This is a genomic window from Peteryoungia algae, assembly GCF_030369675.1.
Lineage (GTDB): Bacteria > Pseudomonadota > Alphaproteobacteria > Rhizobiales > Rhizobiaceae > Allorhizobium > Allorhizobium algae.
The window spans coordinates 2,784,658-2,802,879 of record NZ_CP128477.1; the positions used below are offsets into that span (position 1 = coordinate 2,784,658).

17 protein-coding genes and 1 tRNA gene are annotated in these 18,222 nt (G+C 62.6%); 7 read left to right on the forward strand and 11 right to left on the reverse strand.

What is annotated here, in order from left to right:
* Window positions 1-33: 33 nt before the first annotated feature.
* Complete coding sequence (locus QTL56_RS13215) at window positions 34-810, reverse strand: ComF family protein (protein ID WP_245137463.1); 777 nt, start codon at window positions 808-810, stop codon at window positions 34-36.
* An 81-nt stretch (window positions 811-891) separates the two neighbouring features.
* Here QTL56_RS13215 and QTL56_RS13220 point away from each other — a divergent pair, with 81 nt between their 5' ends.
* Entirely contained in the window at window positions 892-1,770 is an 879-nt protein-coding gene (locus QTL56_RS13220) for a methyltransferase domain-containing protein (RefSeq protein WP_245137462.1), read from the forward strand.
* A 16-nt stretch (window positions 1,771-1,786) separates the two neighbouring features.
* Here the strand turns inward: QTL56_RS13220 and QTL56_RS13225 are convergent, their stop codons facing one another.
* The 6 genes from QTL56_RS13225 to QTL56_RS13250 form a co-directional block, all read right to left on the reverse strand.
* Window positions 1,787-1,960, reverse strand: a complete 174-nt coding sequence (locus QTL56_RS13225) for a Flp family type IVb pilin (protein ID WP_229574986.1) — start codon at window positions 1,958-1,960, stop codon at window positions 1,787-1,789.
* A 67-nt stretch (window positions 1,961-2,027) separates the two neighbouring features.
* A complete protein-coding gene (locus tag QTL56_RS13230) occupies window positions 2,028-2,348 on the reverse strand; it encodes a hypothetical protein (protein WP_229574987.1) in 321 nt (106 codons plus the stop codon).
* 98 nt (window positions 2,349-2,446) lie between these two features.
* Window positions 2,447-2,860, reverse strand: a complete 414-nt coding sequence (gene mutT / locus QTL56_RS13235) for an 8-oxo-dGTP diphosphatase MutT (protein ID WP_229574988.1) — start codon at window positions 2,858-2,860, stop codon at window positions 2,447-2,449.
* On the reverse strand, window positions 2,857-3,672 hold the full coding sequence (locus QTL56_RS13240; protein ID WP_370660290.1) for a GNAT family N-acetyltransferase: 816 nt from the start codon (window positions 3,670-3,672) through the stop codon (window positions 2,857-2,859). The genes mutT and QTL56_RS13240 overlap by 4 nt, the downstream gene beginning before the upstream one ends.
* Window positions 3,641-4,882, reverse strand: a complete 1,242-nt coding sequence (gene argJ, locus QTL56_RS13245; RefSeq protein WP_245137460.1) for a bifunctional glutamate N-acetyltransferase/amino-acid acetyltransferase ArgJ — start codon at window positions 4,880-4,882, stop codon at window positions 3,641-3,643. Before argJ ends, QTL56_RS13240 begins: the two co-directional genes overlap by 32 nt.
* Window positions 4,883-4,946: 64 nt before the next feature.
* A complete protein-coding gene (locus tag QTL56_RS13250; RefSeq protein ID WP_229574991.1) occupies window positions 4,947-5,810 on the reverse strand; it encodes a peptidylprolyl isomerase in 864 nt (287 codons plus the stop codon).
* A 245-nt stretch (window positions 5,811-6,055) separates the two neighbouring features.
* Between QTL56_RS13250 and secA the strand changes: the two genes are divergently transcribed.
* The 3 genes from secA to QTL56_RS13265 all read left to right on the forward strand — a co-directional run bounded on the left by secA (window position 6,056) and on the right by QTL56_RS13265 (window position 11,544).
* A complete protein-coding gene (gene secA / locus QTL56_RS13255) occupies window positions 6,056-8,752 on the forward strand; it encodes a preprotein translocase subunit SecA (RefSeq protein ID WP_245137459.1) in 2,697 nt (898 codons plus the stop codon).
* A gap of 101 nt (window positions 8,753-8,853) precedes the next feature.
* Window positions 8,854-10,053, forward strand: a complete 1,200-nt coding sequence (locus tag QTL56_RS13260; RefSeq protein WP_245137458.1) for an acyltransferase family protein — start codon at window positions 8,854-8,856, stop codon at window positions 10,051-10,053.
* A gap of 219 nt (window positions 10,054-10,272) precedes the next feature.
* The gene (locus tag QTL56_RS13265) at window positions 10,273-11,544 is read left to right on the forward strand and encodes a GNAT family N-acetyltransferase (protein ID WP_229574994.1); all 1,272 of its coding nucleotides are present in this window, start codon (window positions 10,273-10,275) and stop codon (window positions 11,542-11,544) included.
* Window positions 11,545-11,578: 34 nt separating this feature from the next.
* Here the strand turns inward: QTL56_RS13265 and QTL56_RS13270 are convergent, their stop codons facing one another.
* Window positions 11,579-13,213 carry an AMP-binding protein gene (locus QTL56_RS13270; protein WP_245137457.1) on the reverse strand — a complete coding sequence of 545 codons (1,635 nt, stop codon included), beginning with the start codon at window positions 13,211-13,213 and terminating at the stop codon, window positions 11,579-11,581.
* A 192-nt stretch (window positions 13,214-13,405) separates the two neighbouring features.
* Window positions 13,406-13,897 (reverse strand): hypothetical protein, encoded by a 492-nt coding sequence (locus tag QTL56_RS13275; protein ID WP_245137456.1) that lies wholly within the window; start codon window positions 13,895-13,897, stop codon window positions 13,406-13,408.
* Between the two features lie 235 nt (window positions 13,898-14,132).
* Here QTL56_RS13275 and QTL56_RS13280 point away from each other — a divergent pair.
* The 3 genes from QTL56_RS13280 to QTL56_RS13290 all read left to right on the forward strand — a co-directional run bounded on the left by QTL56_RS13280 (window position 14,133) and on the right by QTL56_RS13290 (window position 16,883).
* Window positions 14,133-14,217: transfer RNA gene (locus QTL56_RS13280), tRNA-Leu, on the forward strand.
* Between the two features lie 390 nt (window positions 14,218-14,607).
* On the forward strand, window positions 14,608-16,140 hold the full coding sequence (locus tag QTL56_RS13285) for a sensor histidine kinase (protein ID WP_245137455.1): 1,533 nt from the start codon (window positions 14,608-14,610) through the stop codon (window positions 16,138-16,140).
* Between the two features lie 230 nt (window positions 16,141-16,370).
* A complete protein-coding gene (locus QTL56_RS13290) occupies window positions 16,371-16,883 on the forward strand; it encodes a disulfide bond formation protein B (RefSeq protein WP_229574998.1) in 513 nt (170 codons plus the stop codon).
* Window positions 16,884-16,899: 16 nt separating this feature from the next.
* Here the strand turns inward: QTL56_RS13290 and QTL56_RS13295 are convergent, their stop codons facing one another.
* Together QTL56_RS13295 and QTL56_RS13300 are read right to left on the reverse strand one after the other, a co-directional pair.
* Window positions 16,900-17,457: an HNH endonuclease gene (locus tag QTL56_RS13295; protein ID WP_229574999.1), complete on the reverse strand. Its 558-nt coding sequence runs from the start codon at window positions 17,455-17,457 to the stop codon at window positions 16,900-16,902.
* 107 nt (window positions 17,458-17,564) lie between these two features.
* On the reverse strand, window positions 17,565-18,209 hold the full coding sequence (locus tag QTL56_RS13300) for a DNA-3-methyladenine glycosylase family protein (RefSeq protein WP_245137454.1): 645 nt from the start codon (window positions 18,207-18,209) through the stop codon (window positions 17,565-17,567).
* Between the last annotated feature and the right edge of the window lie 13 nt (window positions 18,210-18,222).

The window sequence follows — 18,222 nt, forward strand, 5'->3', positions numbered from 1 at the left end:
GGAAAGCGTCGGGTAGATAGGGGGTTGGTCCCCTCATATAGGCCCGGTGAGTGCCCTTGCAAAGGTCAAAACAGTGACATCCGCCGCGCCTGCCTTTTTCAGGGCAGTTGTTGCGGCACCCACTGTCGCTCCCGTCGTGTAGACATCGTCGACCAACACGATCCGCTTGCCGAAAACGAGATCCTCTCTGCCCTCCGGCACACCGAAGGCGCCCCGCACATTCAGCGACCGCTGGTTCGCCGTCAGCCCCACTTGCTGGCGGGTCCGTTTGCGCCGCACCAGCGCCTCAGCCAAGAAGGGCTTGCCGGATTGCGCGGACAGATGTCGGGCGAGTTCCGCCGACTGATTGAACATCCGCCGGAATATCCGCATCCGATGCAGCGGCACGGCGACGATCGCGTCCGCTTCGGCCACCTCGGCCGAGGCCGCCCTTAACATCCAGCCCGCCATCATCGGCGCCAGGTCCACCCTGTCTCGATATTTGAGGCCATGCACGAGGTGCCGCGCCACCCCTTCATGCAAAGCCACGGATCGCAACCGGTCGAAGACCGGCGGATGGGCCATCGCCTGCGGCGACACCATGCCCTCGCCCGGGTCATGCGCGAAAGGCAGGCCGAGAACAGGACAATAGGGCTTCTCGATCAGCCGCATCTCGCCCCAGCAGCGTGGGCAGAGCGCGTGGTGGCTGGCCACATGGATGTGGCAATGGGCGCAGGCCGGTGGATAGATGACATGAAACAAGCCACGCAGCACCGCTCCGGCACGATACCGGCTGACGGATGCAGATTTCTGCACTAAGTGAGCCCACATGCATCGACTTTACGCCCACGTCGGCGTTCAGCCAATGCGGGAAATCTTGTGAGAGCCCTGCCGAAAACCGGGAATGCCGCCATGAATGACCTGTTCGACGAAGCCCTGATCGCCCGCAACCGCGCCCGAGCGCTCGCCCGCAACGCCCCTGGCAGCGATTTTCTGCTGGACCTGACCGCGCGCGAACTCGCCGATCGTCTGGCCCTGGTCGAGCGCCACTTCGAGGACGCCGTCGAACTTTTCGGTGGAACCGGTCTTGCGGCAAAGGCAGCGCTGGCGACGGGCAAGATCGAGCGGCTGCGCCGGATCGAAACCGATGCGGCCTTCGGCGAGGACGGGCAGGCTGTGGCTGTCGCGAATTACGAGAGCGTCCCGCTTGAGGCGCAATCGGTGAACCTCATTCTCTCGCCGCTGGCGTTGCATCTGACCAATGACACACCCGGGGTGCTAATCCAGATGCGCCGCGCCCTCAAGCCCGATGGCCTGCTTCTGGCCGCGATCCCCGGAGCAGGAACGCTGACGGAACTCCGGGAAGTCATGCTGGCGGCGGAAACGGAGATCTATGGCGGTGCGAGCCCCCGCGTCGTGCCCTTCGCCGATATCCGCGATGTCGGCTCACTCCTCCAGCGTGCCGGGTTCGCGCTTCCCGTCATCGACGAGGAAAGTTTCACCGTGCGCTACGATCACATCTTCGCCCTGATGCGGGATCTGAAGGCCATGGGCATGGCGAACCCGCTGCAGGGCCGCAGCCGCCGCCCGGTTTCCCGCCGCTTCTTCCTCAGGGCGGCCGAACTTTATGCCGAGCGATTTTCCGACCCGGACGGCCGCATCCGCGCCACCTTCGCGATCATCTTCGTTTCGGGATGGGCACCGCATGAAAGCCAGCAGAAGCCGCTGAAGCCCGGCTCGGCCAAGATGCGCCTCGCCGACGCTCTCGACCCAACCAGGCGCACCACGTGATCGAGCCGCGCTCGGATCACTTTCCGGCGTTGGTGACTTCAGTCCCAACGGTGTTGAAGGTTCCCATCAACGCGCCCGTGAAGGCGCCGTAGCCGCTGATCAGAGCGACGCTCATGATCGCGGCAATCAGGCCGTATTCAATGGCCGTGGCCCCACGAAGGTCCGAGAGCAATTGGCGGAAAAGGCGCATTCTTACCCCCTCGTTGATGTGATCCCAGGCACCGCACCCCTACGAATGCCGGACCTGTCATTCGTCTTCAGCAGGCCTGGCCCGAAGCATAGCCGTCGACGATACACACCGAACCCGGTGTCTCCTGCAGCACGCTGCGACGGATCGTGTATCGCTTGCCGCTGTCGTCCTTCGGGATGGAACCGGTGGTGATCATGTCGAATTCGTCCGGCTGGAAAGCCAGGGTCTTGCGATCGGACTTGGACGCAAGCATCGGCGTCAGAACGAGCGAAAGCGCGATCGCAGCCGTGCCGAACAGCAGCGCGATGTTGAGGACCCCGGTCCTGCCCGTCTTGATCGAAGACCGCTCTCGAGACCGTGCGGCCTTCCAGAAATCCTCGTTTGCCATATTCCGCTCCACACACGTGTTCGACGCATGAACAGAGGGTATATTGCGGTGGCGGGTATAAACTTTTGATTAACGACGCCGCGTTGATGAGCGTTTTGTCAGAGAAGATCCTGGAGAACCGGAATGAGCGGTTCATCGGCCGGCGGCATCGGATAGTCGCGAAGCGCCTTGGCCTTGACCCACTTGATCGCCTGCCCCTCCCGCCCCTGCGGAATGCCCTCATAGCGACGGCAGACATAGAGCGGCATCAGGAGGTGGAAGCTCTCATAGGTGTGGCTGGCAAACGTCAGTGGCGCGAGGCAGGCGACCTTGGTCTTGATGCCGAGTTCTTCCTCGAGTTCGCGCACCAGCGTTTCCTCCGGCGTCTCTCCGGCCTCGACCTTGCCGCCGGGAAATTCCCAGAGGCCCGCGAGGGACTTGCCCTCGGGACGTTGCGCCAGCAGGATCCGGTTGTCCGTATCGACGAGCGCACAGGCCACGACCAGCAGGATGGGCTTTTTCACCTCGGTCATGCGGACGCCTTTCGCCAGTAGGCGTAGCGATAGGCCTCCTCGAAACCCATCTTGCGGTAGAGAGCCAATGCCTGCGCATTCTCGGCCACCACCTGCAACCAGGCTGTCCGCGCACCGCGCATCCGGGCCCAGCGAAGCGCCGAGCTCAGGATCTCGATCCCAAGCCCCTGCCGGCGTCGGTCCGCCCTGACCGCGAGCGACATGATGCCCGCGAGATCATTGTCCTGAACGCAAAGAGCAGCCGCCAGCGGCCCCTCGGCTGCATCCTCGATGACGAACAGTCCGGATGGCGGCTTGATGCCGGTGATGATTTCCGCGAGCGCCGGCTTCAGGGCCGCATCGCCGCCATGCACCGCGATATCCGCATCCACATAGCGCCCGACATCCTGCGTCGGCAGGTGGTCCAGCGTGTCTGGGAACGTCATGTGGCCGAGATCGGCGGTCATCGTCACCACCTCCTCGAAACGCTCCCAGCCATCGGCCACGAGAAAGTCGATCAGCGGCTTCGGCGACAATGGCGTCTGGCGCACCAGCAGTGGCCGTCCATGCGCCTCGAAGCGTTTGCCCGCCTTCTCGATCCGGATCGCGATGTCGCGGCTGTCGGAAGGGTCGAGCGGCACGATGCAGTTCAGCCGCTTGCCGGGATGACCGCCGGTCAAGCGAACCTGCCAGCTGCCGTCATAGATGACACTGCTCGCCGGCCAGGCACGAAAACCGACCGCTTCAAGGCGCCGAACGAGCGGCAGGTTGGGATTGCTTACCATTGCATGCATTCGGATGTCAGCTCCGATAGTCGCCGTTGATGGCGACATATTCCTTCGTCAGGTCGCAGGTCCAGACTGTGGCTTTGCCGGAGCCGAGACCGATATCCACGGTAACGGGAATGTCCTCCCGCTCCATCACGGCCGTCGTCGCCTCCTCGGAATAGGCCGGGTCCCGCTCGCCGTTGACGGCGACGCGCACGTCACCGAACCAGATGGCAAGCCGGTCGCGATCGGCCATTTCGCCGGACTTGCCCACCGCCATGACGATACGGCCCCAATTGGCATCCTCGCCCGCAACTGCAGTCTTGACCAGCGGCGAATTGGCGATCGACAGCGCGATCTTCTTCGCCGCGAGGTCGCTTTCCGCGCCCTTGACGGTGATCTCCACCATCTTGCGCGCGCCTTCACCATCGCGAACGACCTGGAGCGCCAGATCCTTCAACAGGTCGTTGAGTGCCACACGAAACGTGCCGAGGCGCGCATCGTCTGCCTGCTCGATCCTGGCCTGACCGTCGCCAGAAGCGGCACCGGTCGCAAACAGCATCAGCGTGTCGGAGGTCGACGTGTCACTGTCGACAGTGATCGCATTGAAGCTCGGCTCGACACCTTCAGACAGAAGCCCCTGCAGGGCATGAGGCGCGATGTCGGCATCGGTCACAACGAAGGAGAGCATGGTCGCCATATCGGGCGCGATCATACCGGCACCCTTGGCAATCCCGTTGATCGTGACCGTCACACCATCGATATCGGCGCTACGCGTCGCAACCTTCGGATAGGTGTCCGTGGTCATGATCGCCTTGGCGGCCTCGAACCAGGTGTCGCCCCTCGCCTGCTGCGCCATCTGGTCCAGCACGCCGGAAAACTTGGTTGCATCCAGCGGCTCGCCGATGACGCCGGTCGATGCGAGATAGATTTCGTTTTCGCCACAGCCCAGCGCCTCGGCCGCCGACTTCGCGGTCAGCTCTGTCGCAGCCTTGCCCTTCGCGCCGGTGAAGGCATTGGCATTGCCCGAATTGACGACGACGCCGCGCGCCATGCCATGCGCGAGGTTCTGCCGGCAGAAATCGACCGGCGCCGACGGGCACTTCGACTTGGTGAAGACACCAGCGACGGATGCCGGCTGGTCGAAGGCCATCAGGAGCACGTCGGTGCGGTTCTTGTACTTGATGCCTGCGGCAGCCGTCGCCATCCGCACACCGCGGATGACGGGCATGTCGGCATAGGTTTTCGGCGCGAGGGGAGAAATGCTGGAAGACATGGCTGCGGCCCGTAATGGAAGGCCCGCAAACTGCGGGCCTGAAGATGGATTCGGATGAAGGAGCTTACTGCTGCTCTGGCTGTTGCTCTGCCTTGTTGGCGTCTTCGTAACCCTTGCGAAGCGCCTCGTCGACGATCTCGATCGTCTGCTCGGCCTTCGCCTTTTCGATCAATGCGAGATACTTGTCGCGCATGACCAGCTGGCGAACCTGCTGCTCGACGGCCTCGAAGGCCGGCGGGGGCGCATCACGCTTGTCTTCGAGAAGAATGACGTGGAAGCCGAACTGGGTCTGAACCGGGGTTTTCGTATAGGCACCCTTTTCGAGCGCGAAGGCGACTTCCTCGAATTCCGGGACCATGCGGCCCTTGGTGAAATAGCCGAGATCGCCGCCTTCCGTCTTGTTCGGGTCGGTTGACTTTTCCTTGGCGATTTCGATGAAATCCTTGCCGGCGTCGAGATCGGCGATGATCTGCTTGGCCTCTTCCTCGGTCTTCACCAGGATGTGGCGGGCGCGCACTTCCTCCTGCTTCGGAAGTGCAGCGATTTCCTTGTCGTAACGCGCCTTCACTTCGTCGGCGGTAACAGCATCCACGACGTTCTTCTTGAAGAAGGCATTGTGCAATTCGCGCTCGGCAATGAAGGCCAGGCGGCGCTTGTATTCCGGATCGTCCTGCAGGCCGTCGGCGGTCGCATTTGCGGCGAGCAGCTTCACATCGATGGCGCCGGAGAGGGCCGCGACCTTCTTCTGCTCATCGGGAAGCTGCGCGAGCTGCGGATCGAGGTTTGCAATGGCAAGGTCCAGTTCGGATTGGGTGATTTCGACATCACCGACCTTGGCGACCACGGTCGCGTCCTGTGCGGAAGCCGCACCGTAGAGAGCAGAGAGGGAAACGCAGGCGGCAAGCACGATTTTATTGAGGCGGAGCATGAAAGACCTTTCGGATGATGAACCGTTTGAAGACCGTTCGAATCGGGCAAAAGATTGTCAGATGCCCGGCGACCGGGGGGATTTGCGACCTGCCTGCGCCGTTGACATCATTCGACCCCCCTCTTATCTGTCACGCAACCTCGCGTCCAGAGCAGTTTCAGGACGCATTGTGCCTATTCGTCTGCGCCGAGTGTGCTCCGATGGGTACATCAACGATATGACGAAGGTCAGAAAGGACCATCGATATGGTCAGTCTTGGTGGACTTGCGCGCAAAATATTCGGCTCGTCGAATGAGCGCCGCGTGCGTTCCTATAATCCCCGCGTCGCTGCGATCGGGGCGCTTGAGGAAAAGCTGAGGACGCTGACCGACGAACAGCTCGCGGCAAAGACCGTCGAATTCCGCGCGGAGCTTGCTGCCGGCAAGACGCTCGACGATATCCTCGTCCCCGCATTTGCGGTTGCCCGCGAAGGCTCCCGCCGTGCGCTCGGCATGCGTCCCTTCGACGTCCAGCTGGTCGGCGCGATGATCCTCAACGACAATTCCATTGCCGAAATGAAGACCGGCGAAGGCAAGACCCTTGTTGCCACGCTGGCGGTCTACCTGAATGCGCTGGCCGGCAAGGGCGTGCACGTCGTCACCGTCAACGATTACCTCGCCAGCCGCGACGCGGCCACCATGTCGAAGCTTTACGGCTTCCTCGGGCTGACCACGGGCGTCATCGTGCATGGCCTCAGCGACGACGAGCGCCGCGCGGCCTATGCCTGCGACGTCACCTATGCGACCAACAACGAACTCGGTTTCGACTATCTGCGCGACAACATGAAGTATGAGCGCGGCCAGATGGTGCAGCGCGGCCACAACTTCGCGATCGTCGACGAAGTGGACTCGATCCTTGTCGACGAGGCGCGTACCCCGCTGATCATCTCCGGCCCTCTCGACGATCGCTCGGACCTCTACACCACGATCGATGCCTTCATCCCGCTCCTGTCGGAAGAAGACTACGAAATCGACGAAAAGCAGCGCTCGGCCAACTTCTCCGAAGTCGGCACGGAAAAGCTGGAAAATCTCCTCCGCGAGGCCGGACTTCTGAAGGGCGAGAGCCTCTACGACGTCGAAAACGTCGCGATCGTCCATCACATCAACAATGCGCTGAAGGCCCACAAGCTTTTCCAGCGCGACAAGGACTACATCGTCCGCAACGGCGAGATCGTCATCATCGATGAATTCACCGGCCGCATGATGCCGGGCCGCCGCTATTCGGAAGGCCAGCACCAGGCACTGGAAGCGAAGGAAAAGGTCCAGATCCAGCCCGAGAACCAGACACTCGCCTCGATCACTTTCCAGAACTACTTCCGCATGTACAAGAAGCTGGCCGGCATGACCGGAACGGCAGCGACCGAAGCCGAAGAATTCGCCAACATCTACGGCCTCGAAGTGGTCGAAGTCCCGACCAACCTTCCGATCCAGCGTATTGACGAGGACGACGAGGTCTACCGGACGGTCGACGAAAAGTTCAAGGCGATCATCGAGGAGATCAAGGCCGCCAGCGATCGCAACCAGCCCGTTCTCGTCGGCACCACCTCGATCGAAAAGTCCGAACTGCTCGCCAACATGCTGAGCCAGTCCGGCTTCAAGGACTTCAAGGTCTTGAACGCCCGTTATCACGAACAGGAAGCCTATATCGTCTCTCAGGCCGGTGTGCCCGGCGCCGTCACCATCGCCACCAACATGGCCGGCCGCGGTACCGACATCCAGCTCGGCGGCAATCTCGACATGCGCCTCGAACACGAACTGGCCGAAATGGAGCCGGGTCCGGAACGCGAGGCCAAAGCCGAAACCATCAAGGCGGAGATCGCAGCCCTCAAGCAGAAGGCGCTCGAAGCCGGCGGCCTCTACGTCATCGCCACCGAACGTCACGAAAGCCGCCGTATCGACAACCAGCTGCGCGGCCGTTCCGGACGTCAGGGCGACCCGGGTCGCTCGAAATTCTACCTGTCGCTCCAGGACGATCTGATGCGCATCTTCGGATCCGACCGCATGGACGGCATGCTGCAGAAGCTCGGCCTGAAGGACGGCGAAGCCATCGTCCACCCCTGGATCAACAAGGCGCTCGAACGCGCACAGAAGAAGGTCGAAGCCCGCAACTTCGACATCCGCAAGAACCTTCTGAAGTATGACGACGTCATCAACGACCAGCGCAAGGTGATCTTCGAGCAGCGCATCGAGCTGATGGACTCGACAGATGTCTCGACCACCGTGACCGACATGCGCCACGAAGTCATCGAGACCATGGTTGCCATCCATGTGCCGCCGAACGCCTATGCCGAACAGTGGGACGTTGCCGGCCTCAAGCAGAAGGTTGCGGCCACGCTGAACCTCGACCTGCCGGTCGACGCCTGGGCCGCCGAGGAAGGCATCGCCGAGGACGACATCTACAACCGCCTCATGGAAGCCGCCGACAAGGCTTATTCCGACAAGGCCGAGCGTTTCGGCGCGGAATTGATGGCCTATGTCGAGCGCTCGGTCGTTCTGCAGACCATCGACAATCTGTGGCGCGAGCACATCGTCAACCTCGATCATCTGCGCTCGGTCGTCGGTTTCCGCGGCTATGCCCAGCGCGATCCGCTGCAGGAATACAAGGCCGAAGCCTTTGAGCTCTTCCAGGCCCTGCTCGCCAACCTGCGCGATGCCGTGACCACGCAGATGTCGCGCGTCGAACTCGTGCGCGAAGCGCCGCCGGCCCCGACCCCGCCGCCAATGACCGGTCATCACGTCGACGCCACCACTGGCGAGGACGATTTTGCCGACGGTGCCCAGGTGCCGCCGCAGGATCGCGACCCGCAGGACCCCAAGACCTGGGGCGCCATCGGCCGCAACGAACCCTGCCCCTGCGGCTCCGGCAAGAAATACAAGCATTGCCACGGCGTGCTTGAGGTTTGATCGTGAGGCCTTGAGGCTTTCTCAATCTTTCGCTGGCAGCTTCTGCCTGTTGAGGGGAACCGCGCCATCCGGCCCGGTTCCCCTTTCTTTCGGAGGACAGGATGTCGGCTGGGTCAGCGCGGGAGCACCATTGGGATTCGCTGCGCGCTTTTCTGATGCTTCTCGGCATCCCCTATCACGCCGCAATGGCCTACAACACACGCGTTTTGTGGGACATTCAGTCGCCGGATAAGAGCGAATTTCTCACTTTTGTGAGCGGCGTTTTCGTCACCTTCCGCATGCCGGCCTTCTTCATCGTCGCAGGCTATTTCGCCGCCATGATGCTGGAGCGAAGGCCCCCGGCCCTTTGGCTTCGCAGCCGCCTGACACGGCTCGGCATTCCCTTCCTGACTGGCCTTGCGCTGCTGGCCCCCTTGCAGATCGTCCTGATCGACCTCAACGAAGCCGTGACCGGTGTTATGCCGATGGCAACCGCGCTCGGCCGCGCCGCAGAAGACGTCACCCATCCGGGCTTCGGCTGGATCATGCACCTGTGGTTTCTACCGGCATTGCTGGCCTACAGTGTCCTGCTGGTCCTGCTGCAGCCATGGATCCGCCAGGGGCCGATCGCCGATGGGCTTGCCGCTCTTCGGCTTCGTTGCGCAGGACACCCCCACGCCGCCCTCGCAATGCTGCTCATCGTCATCGCGACATGGGAGATTGTGGTCTATCTCTCGCATCAAGCCATGCTCGCAAGCGACGGCACCCTGCCTTACCTCCTCGCCCACGGCATTGATCCCTATCTCCGCTATCTGCCGTTCTTTCTGATCGGCGTCGCCCTGAGGGGCGCGCCCGACGTCCGAACGCTTTTCATCTGGCAAAGGGGTTGGGCACTTCCCACACTCGCCGGAATCACGGCCATTTCCGCTTCCCTCTTGCGAGGCCGGACCACGACAGACCTCGAAATCGCCTACAACGCCGTGGATGGTGCAGCGGCCCTCCTTGCCAGCTGCGTTGTGATCGGCATCGCCCGGCGCTTCTGGAACCGTGACGACCCGCGCATAGATCGCATCGTCGATGCCTCCTTCAGCATCTACCTGCTGCATCACCCCATCATCTACGCTTTGTCGACCCTCTTTCTCCTCACCACCTGGCCACCCGTCGCGGAGTTCGCGCTGGTCTGCCTCGCGACGTCAGTGCTCTCCTATGCGACGCACCGCCTCATCCGGCGCTCCCCGCTGGCTCTTTTCCTCTTCAACGGCGTGCCTCGCACGCCACGCGACACCGACAGCCAGCAGGTCCGCATCACCACACTTCGTTAACCCTGATCTGTCATCACTGGAGCCCATATCCGACCCAGCGAGAAGTATTGCGTCCGTACCGATGACTGTTCTGGAAAGCGCGGAAAAATGGTTGCCCGCAGGCCTGCGTCTGGTCCGTGCGCTCTTGGCCGAGGACGAGACAGCCCGCGCCCGGCGCATGGCAGCGAGGCACTTTGCCGATGCGCATGACCTGACGCCCCGGCGGGAGGCCGTCCGCCCATGACAGAACGCATCTACAACGAGAGCATGAACAGCGACGCCAATCGACTGGTCGGCAGTCTCGCAGGCGGCGCTCCGGCGCCGGTTGCCGAGATGGAAGTCGCGGTCGGCCGCCCCGGTCGTCGTCTCAGCGTCTATCCCGGCCAGATGGGTTATGAACTCCAGGACGAACTCGAATACCTGACCTATCGCGTCATGGAGCCGAATGTCTTCTTTGCCCCGCGTTTCCTCGCCCCTGCCATGCCGCGGCTGGAAGAGCGTCAGGTCCGCTTTGCCGTCGTGCGCGACGAAGACGAACGCCGTTCGCGCCTGCGCCTGCTTTTCCCCTTCTCGGTCGAGAAACCAGGCTTCTCCGTCGGCCCCTCGATCATCCGCGTCTGGGCCAATCCCTTCGGTCCGCTCGGCACGCCCCTGGTCGATGCGGAAGGGGCCGCCGAGACGATCGACAACCTGCTCGAAGCGCTGGCCCGCCCCGAAGCCCGCCTGCCGGCCCTGCTCGTCATTCCGGATCTGCGCCTGGAAGGCCGTTTCGCCCAGCTCGCCCGTGCCGTGGCGCTCGCCCGCGACCTGCCGCTGACAGTCACAAACGAATACCAGCGCCCCATGCTGCAGAGTTACGAGGACGGCCCGAACTATTTGCAGGCGGCCCTCAACAAGAACCACCTGCGCGAGATGCGCCGCCAGTTCCGGCTCCTCTCGGAGCAGGGTTCCGTGACCTACAACGTCGCCCGCCAGCCGGAAGAGATCCGCGCCCGCATGGAAGAATTCCTGGCGCTGGAAGCGAGCGGCTGGAAGGGGCGCAAGCGCTCCGCCATGGTCAACGACCGCCTGCGCGCCGCCTTTGCCCGAGAAGCCATCACCAATCTGGCCGAAGCCGACGCGGTCCGCATCCACACGCTCGACCTGGAAGGTCGCGCCATCGCCTCCATGGTGGTCTTCATCATGGCGGGCGAGGCTTATACCTGGAAGACGGCCTATGACGAGACCTATGCCCGCTTCTCGCCGGGCAAGCTCCTGATGGCCGATCTCACCGAATGGCACCTCGACGACGCCAACATCCAGCGCACGGACAGTTGCGCCGTGCCTGATCATCCGATCATGAGCCGCTTCTGGAAGGAACGCGAAGCCATGGGCACGCTGGTGGTCGGCCTGAAGCCCAATGCCGACCGCGACGTGCGCCAGGTCGGCGCGCAGCTGCACATGTACCGCAACACCCGCAACATCGCCCGCATCCTGCGCGACAAGGTTCTCAATCGCCGCTTCGGCGGCTGATCAGCGGTTCGTCGGAACACGGCACCGCCCCGGCTCAGCTCGCCCTGGCGATTTCCTGGTCCCGCAGCAGCCTGCGGATCACCTTGCCGCTGGTGGTCAGCGGCAGCTCCGCCACGAACTCGATTTCGCGCGGATATTCGTGCATCGACAGCCGGTTCTTCACCCAGTCGCGAACCTCTGCGGCAAGCGCCGGTCCCGGCTCGTGGCCCGCCTGCACAACGACGAAAGCTTTGACGATCTCGGTTCTGAGCACGTCCGGCTTGCCGATCACAGCCGCAAGCCGCACCGCCGGATGGCCGATCAGGCAATCCTCGATCTCGGTCGGCCCGATCCGGTAGCCCGACGACGTAATCACGTCGTCGTCGCGGCCGAAGAACTGCACGTAGCCGTCCTCGTCCTGACGGCCGAGATCGCCCGTCTTCATCCAGTCGCCGACGAATTTGTCCGCCGTCGCCTTCGCATTGTTCCAGTAACCGAGGAACATCACGGGATCGGGTCGCCGGATCGCCACCTGACCTGTCTCACCGACCGGCACTTCGCGGCCCCCGGCATCGATGATCGCGACCTCATGCCCCGGCACTGCCTTGCCAATGAAGCCACCCTTGGTGACGCCGAGATGGGCGGCTGATGACAGCACGAAATTGCACTCCGTCTGGCCATAGAATTCGTTTGGCACGATCCCCAGCGCGGACTTCACCCATTCATAGGTCTCGCGCCCGAGCGATTCCCCCGCAGAGCCTATGCTGCGCAGCACCAGGTCGTAAGCCTCGCGCGGCCGCTCCACGGCCTTCAGCAACCTGAGGGCCGTCGGCGGAATGAACGCGTTGCGGACCTTCATTTCGGCCATGATCCGGAATGCCATATGCGGATCGAATTTCTGCGCTGGCGACGAAACGACCGGCACGCCGAGCATCAACGCCGGCAGCAAGGCATTGAGCAAACCGCCCGCCCAGGCCCAGTCCGAGGGCGTCCAGACCCTGTCGTCGGGCTGCGGCAGGTAGTCATGCGCCAGCTGAAAACCCGGAATATGGCCAGCCAGTACGCGATGACCGTGCAAAGCGCCCTTCGGCGGCCCCGTTGTGCCCGAGGTATAGATCATCAACGCCGGCATATCGGGCCCGCTCCCGGCGATTTCGAACACGGATGGCTTGCCGTCGATCAGCGCATGGAAACCGACAATGTCGGGCCCGGCACCATCAATCGAAATCACCGTCTGCAGCTCCGGCAGGCGCGCCTTGATCGTCTTCAGCCGCTGCAAGCCGAAACCATTCGTGATCACGACCCGCGCACCGGCGTCCCGCAGCCGATACTCCAGCGCCTCCTCGCCGAAAAGCAGCGCCAGGGGCAAGGCGATCGCACCCATCTTGTAGATCGCGACATGCGCGATGACGGTCTCGAAGCATTGCGGCAGAAGCAGCGCCACCCGGTCACCGGCAAGAACACCGAGATCCGTCAATCCATGCGCGAGCGCCGAGGATTGCGCCGCAAGCACGCCATAGGTCATCGTGAGGTGGTCGCCATCGGGCGAGAAATGTTGAAGGCAGATGCGCTCTGGCGCCTTGGCGGCCCAGTCGTCGGAGACCACGCGCCCGATGTTGAAATCGGCGGGAATATTCCAATGGAAATCGCGGCGAAGCGCCTCGAAAGTGTCGCGCGGCTCAAGCAGCATGGCTGAGATTCCGGATCCTCATGCTTTCTCAGCTAGCATTCATCTCGCAGATGCACAATGAGCCGCTGGTTATAGCGTAAATCACGCGCAAACGCCTCACCGGAAAGTGGGTGGTGGCTCGCCGCAAGTCGTGGTCGCTTCAAGGGAAAATCGCGTGAACCCCTCGGGCGGCGGCCGATGCCACCTCGCCTGTCAGGTCTTGTTCTGCGCCGCTTCCGCCCGCATCAGCGCGACCAGCGCCTTCAATTCTCCGCCGCGCACCATCTGGGCCGGTGTGCGACCGCCGAAAACCTCAAGATGCTGGCTGCGATACCACTTTTCGGCCGCGTCCTTCGAGCCGAGCCGCCTCATCGCCAGCGCCAGCACCAGGGCCTTGGCATCCGCCGGCGAAACCGTACCCGCCTCGATCGCGGCATCGACCCGCGCGATGTGCGATTGGACCGACTGCTGCTTCAACTTCTGCCGCATGGCCGCCACCTGCGGCGCGACCGGTGCCACGATGTTGACCTTCGCCGTGCCATCGACGGCAGCGGCCGGCTTGGCAACCACTGGCGCCGCAGCCTTTGTCTTGCGCTTGCCCTTGGCAGCAACGGGCTGTGCCGGAGCCTTCGGCAACAGCGTAGCATCCACGACAACCTGCTTGACGGACTGGGGGATGCGGATCTTCTTGGCCGGAGTGGTCATGCGTCTTGCTTTCCGTGGATGTGAAATCGTCCCGACGACAGGCCAGGCCCCCACAGGACTGCTCGTGCGGGTCGCGCCTTGTCTAGCATTCCGGCAAAGTCGCTTCAACACGCTACGCAATCAGCCCGGCCTGGAACCAGGCCCGTCTGCGCCCAAACGATCCCCACAGAAACGGCATTCGACACCCCTTGCAAGCTCGCCGCAGCCCATGGTAAGTCGCCTGCGTCCAGACCGTGCCCCATTGGCGGAACTGGTAGACGCGCTCGACTCAAAATCGAGTTCCGAAAGGAGTGCTGGTTCGATTCCGGCATGGGGCACCATTCTTCAACGAAATTCTCCCGACCTCAGTCGGAAAGCGGCTCGAGCCTGGTTCTCCCACCCGTCTGTCGCGCTGGGTGTATCGCCTGGTTGGGCGAATGCGCCAATCGACCCGCTGGTTGCGCCTTGTTCTCAAGCCGCCTTCCTCGCGCCTCGGCAAGAAATCGCTGCGAATGTTGCATGCAGACAGGGCGCCAGAGCGGGCCGCGGCCAATGAGTCTTGCGCCGCTCGAACACCGTCAAATGCCAAGAGATCTGCCAAATTGCTCTATGTGCTGGTCACCGATCATCTCTGGTTGATAGGACCCTCAGCATGCCCTACCTATCGAGAATTATGAGAACAATTCGCGGCAGTCTCCACGGTGAGCTGCACCGCAGGGCCGGGATGATTTATGGAGCGATATGCACCGGGCAAGGCCCAAAAATTCGTCGTCATGGCAATTGTGGTTGCGTGGGCAGGCTTTATCGCATTGGCGTCATCCTGGGCCTTTCAATCTTACCACGCGACTGTCAAAGCGGCGGAAGACCGCGTCTCCACGTCAAGCCTTGTCGTCGCGACCCATGCAAAATGGATCTATGAGTTCGGAGCCCAGGCAACAGGGCGACTGGTTGACCTCGTGGAAAGTGGTCGGGCACCGTTGCGGGTTGGCGCGGTGCAAGACATCCGCGGCACCCTGCAGGGGTTGCCCGGGACGGTCCAGGCTTACGTGGTCGCAGCGGACGGAAAGACCCTGTACTCCACAGATCCCAATCTGAAGCCCATAGACATCCGTGATCGAGAATACTTCAAGGCTCTGGCGGCAGGCCGTGAGGATTACGTCTCCTCCCTCCTGATCAGCCGCCTGGATGGCGATCAGATTTTTGTGTTCAGCCGTCGGTTTGAAGAAGGAGGCGTTTTTGCAGGTGTCGTGACCGTGTCGCTCTCGACCGAGCTGATGAAGCCGATTTGGGAAGCCGTCAATCTCGGTGGCAATTTTGCTGTCAGCTTCATCCGGGAGGACGGGCAGCTGGTTGCGCGCTACCCCAAGCCGAAAGCCGGCCTCGACATGAGTGACTATGTCCTGTTTACGGATTACCTCAAGAATGCACCGACCGGCACATACATAGCAGAGGCGTCTCCGCTTGACGGCGTGAAACGGATCGTCGGCTACAGGCAGGTGGAAGGTACACCTTTCGTTGCCCTTGCCGCTGCGGACTTGGGTCTGCTCATGCGGCCCTTCTGGCACAACATCGCGATTTTGTCGGTCGTGACCGCGCTTGCCTGTCTCGGCTCGTTCGGCGCGGCACTCCGTATCAGGAGCCTTCTGCGCATTCAGGACGCACAGGCTGCAGCACTTCAGACCGCGCTGGACAAGAACGAGCTTCTGCTTCGAGAAATCCATCACCGGGTGAAGAACAACCTTCAGTCGGTCATGTCCCTGATTCGTGTCCATCTCAAGCCTGGAGAACAATCGCAGGCGCTGACAGACCGCATCAAGGCCATGGTCGCCGTGCACGAACTCATTTACCAGCACGATGCCTATGCTGCTCTCGATGCCGCACAGCTCATCCGGCGCGTCGCGGAGAACGTGATTGGCGCCTATGGTGGTGGCGTGCATGTAGACTTCGATCTTGCACCCTCAAGCGTCTCCAACGACCGGGCGACAGCCCTCGCACTCCTCATCAACGAGGTTGTCAGCAACAGTCTCAAATACGCATTCGAGACCCCCGCAAGCGGCAGGATCGAGATCAGTCTTCGCAAGGGTGAGACCGACGACATGTCGACGCTGAAGATCTCGGACAATGGCATCGGCTTCGACCCGGCGACCGCAGTGAAAGGCACCGGAACCAAGCTTATGGAAGGCTCCCTTCGCCAACTCGACGGCAGCTATACGCTGGATGGCAGCGACGGCACCTGTTTTACGGCGCAACTGAAGCTGCTTTAGGTCACGGCTTGCGGTGACATTCGCCGATCGCCAGCCCGTTTTCAGGACGCCAGCCACGCACCACTCGAGGCGGCGAGGCCGGCAAGCCGAATGGCGCTGGCCTTGCATCACGCAGACTTGCACCGGTGGTCCCGGCCACCGGTGATTTACACGCTTTCGCAAACGCAATAGAACCCGGCAGGTCCGGCGCTGATGCCGGCGACGTAGAAATCAGCCGCAGGCCAGATCCGATGCTCGCAATTCTCAATCGCCACCCCGACCGCGCGGCGGCCGTTCTCGTCACCTCAGGCATGGCGATCGTCGTCGGCACGGCCCTCGGCTTCGAGCATATCGGCGGCTATGTGCCCTGCGCGCTCTGCCTGTTGCAGCGCAATCCCTATTACATTGGTATCGGCGTCGGCTTCCTCGCCGTTCTCTCCGCCGTCTTCCGCCTGCCGCCTGTCGTCACCAAGCTCCTCTTGATTTCGGTAGCACTGCTGATGCTGGTCGGCATGGGTCTTGGCATCTATCATTCCGGCGTCGAGTGGAAATTCTGGGATGGCCCCGCCACCTGCTCGATCGGCGCGACCGGTGGCGATACGCCGGTCAATGTCCTGGAAGCGCTGAACGCGACCAAGGCGCCGTCCTGCACCGAGGCGACGCTCAGGGTGCTGGGCCTGTCCTTTGCCGGCTGGAATGTGCTGACCAGCGCAGCGCTTGCTGCCGTCGCGCTCTGGGGTGCGCTGCGCAAACCCACGGCCTGAGGCAGAAACCGGAGGCTTACGGCTGCAGTTCGGTATCCCAGTAGAGATAATCGACCCAGCTTTCATGCAGATAGTTCGGTGGGAAGAGCCGGCCATTGTTGTGCAGGTCCTGCACCGTCGGGCGGTACGGCCTTTGATGCGGAACCATGCCCGCCTGCTTGGGCAGCTTCGAGCCCTTGCGCAAATTGCAGGGCGAACAGGCTGCGACGACGTTATCCCAGGTCGTCTCTCCGCCATGGGCGCGCGGGATGACATGGTCGAAGGTCAGGTCGTCGGGCGAGCCGCAATACTGGCATTCGAACCTGTCGCGCAGGAAGACATTGAAGCGGGTGAAGGCCGGGTTCCGGGTCGGCTGAACATAGGTCTTGAGGCTGACCACGCTCGGCAGCCGCATCGAGAAACTCGGCGAGCAGACGGAATGTTCGTACTCGGCGATGATGTTCACACGGTCAAGGAAGACCGCCTTGATCGCGTCCTGCCAGGACCAGAGCGACAAGGGATAATAACTCAGTGGCCGGTAGTCGGCGTTCAGGACGAGCGCCGGCAGGGCCTGGGGAGAAACTGCAATCGTCAAGGCGAACTCCTGATCGATTCGGCATCTGCCCTTCTATATTAGGTCCGTTGTTACAGCATTGTGAAGCCTGAATCTTTGAGCCGTGTTGCGACCTTCAGGCGCGCCCTCTATCGCGGCAACGCCACGCGTCCGGTGATGCGCGCATAATGCGCCCAGAACAGCCGGGCTGCGACCGAGCGCACCGGCGACCAGACCTCGGCAAGCTCGGCCACCTGCTCTGGCAAGGGCCGCTCACCGGCGAAGAAAACATCGCCGACCGAGATCCGGAGCGCGACGTCCCCGACCGGGAAAATATCGGGATGACCACCGCAGAACATCAGGTAGACCTCGGCCGTCCAGGGGCCGACCCCTTTCAGCCCCGTCAGCGCGGCGATCGCGGCATCCGCTGGCATGTCCGCCAGTTCGTCGAGCCGGAAGGGCCCGCCGAGATCGGCCTTGGCCGCGGCTTCGAGCGCCTGCGCCTTGCCGCGCGACAGCCCGAATGTGCCCACGAGTTCCGGGCCGAGCGCGAGATAGTCCTCCGCCAGCGGCCGGTTGCCAAGCACTGCCGTCATCCGCCGCCAGATGGCATCAGCACTGGCCCGCGACACCATCTGGGAAACGATGATCGAGGCAAGCCCCGCAAAGCCCGGCGCCGACAGCCGGAGCGGCAGGGGAGAACAGGCTTCCGCGATTGGACAGAGCCGCGGATCGCGTGTCAGCAAAAGGGAAAGCCCCGCAGCGAGATCTGCCTCGCATCGGATCGTCGTCAAATCCGTCCCCTTT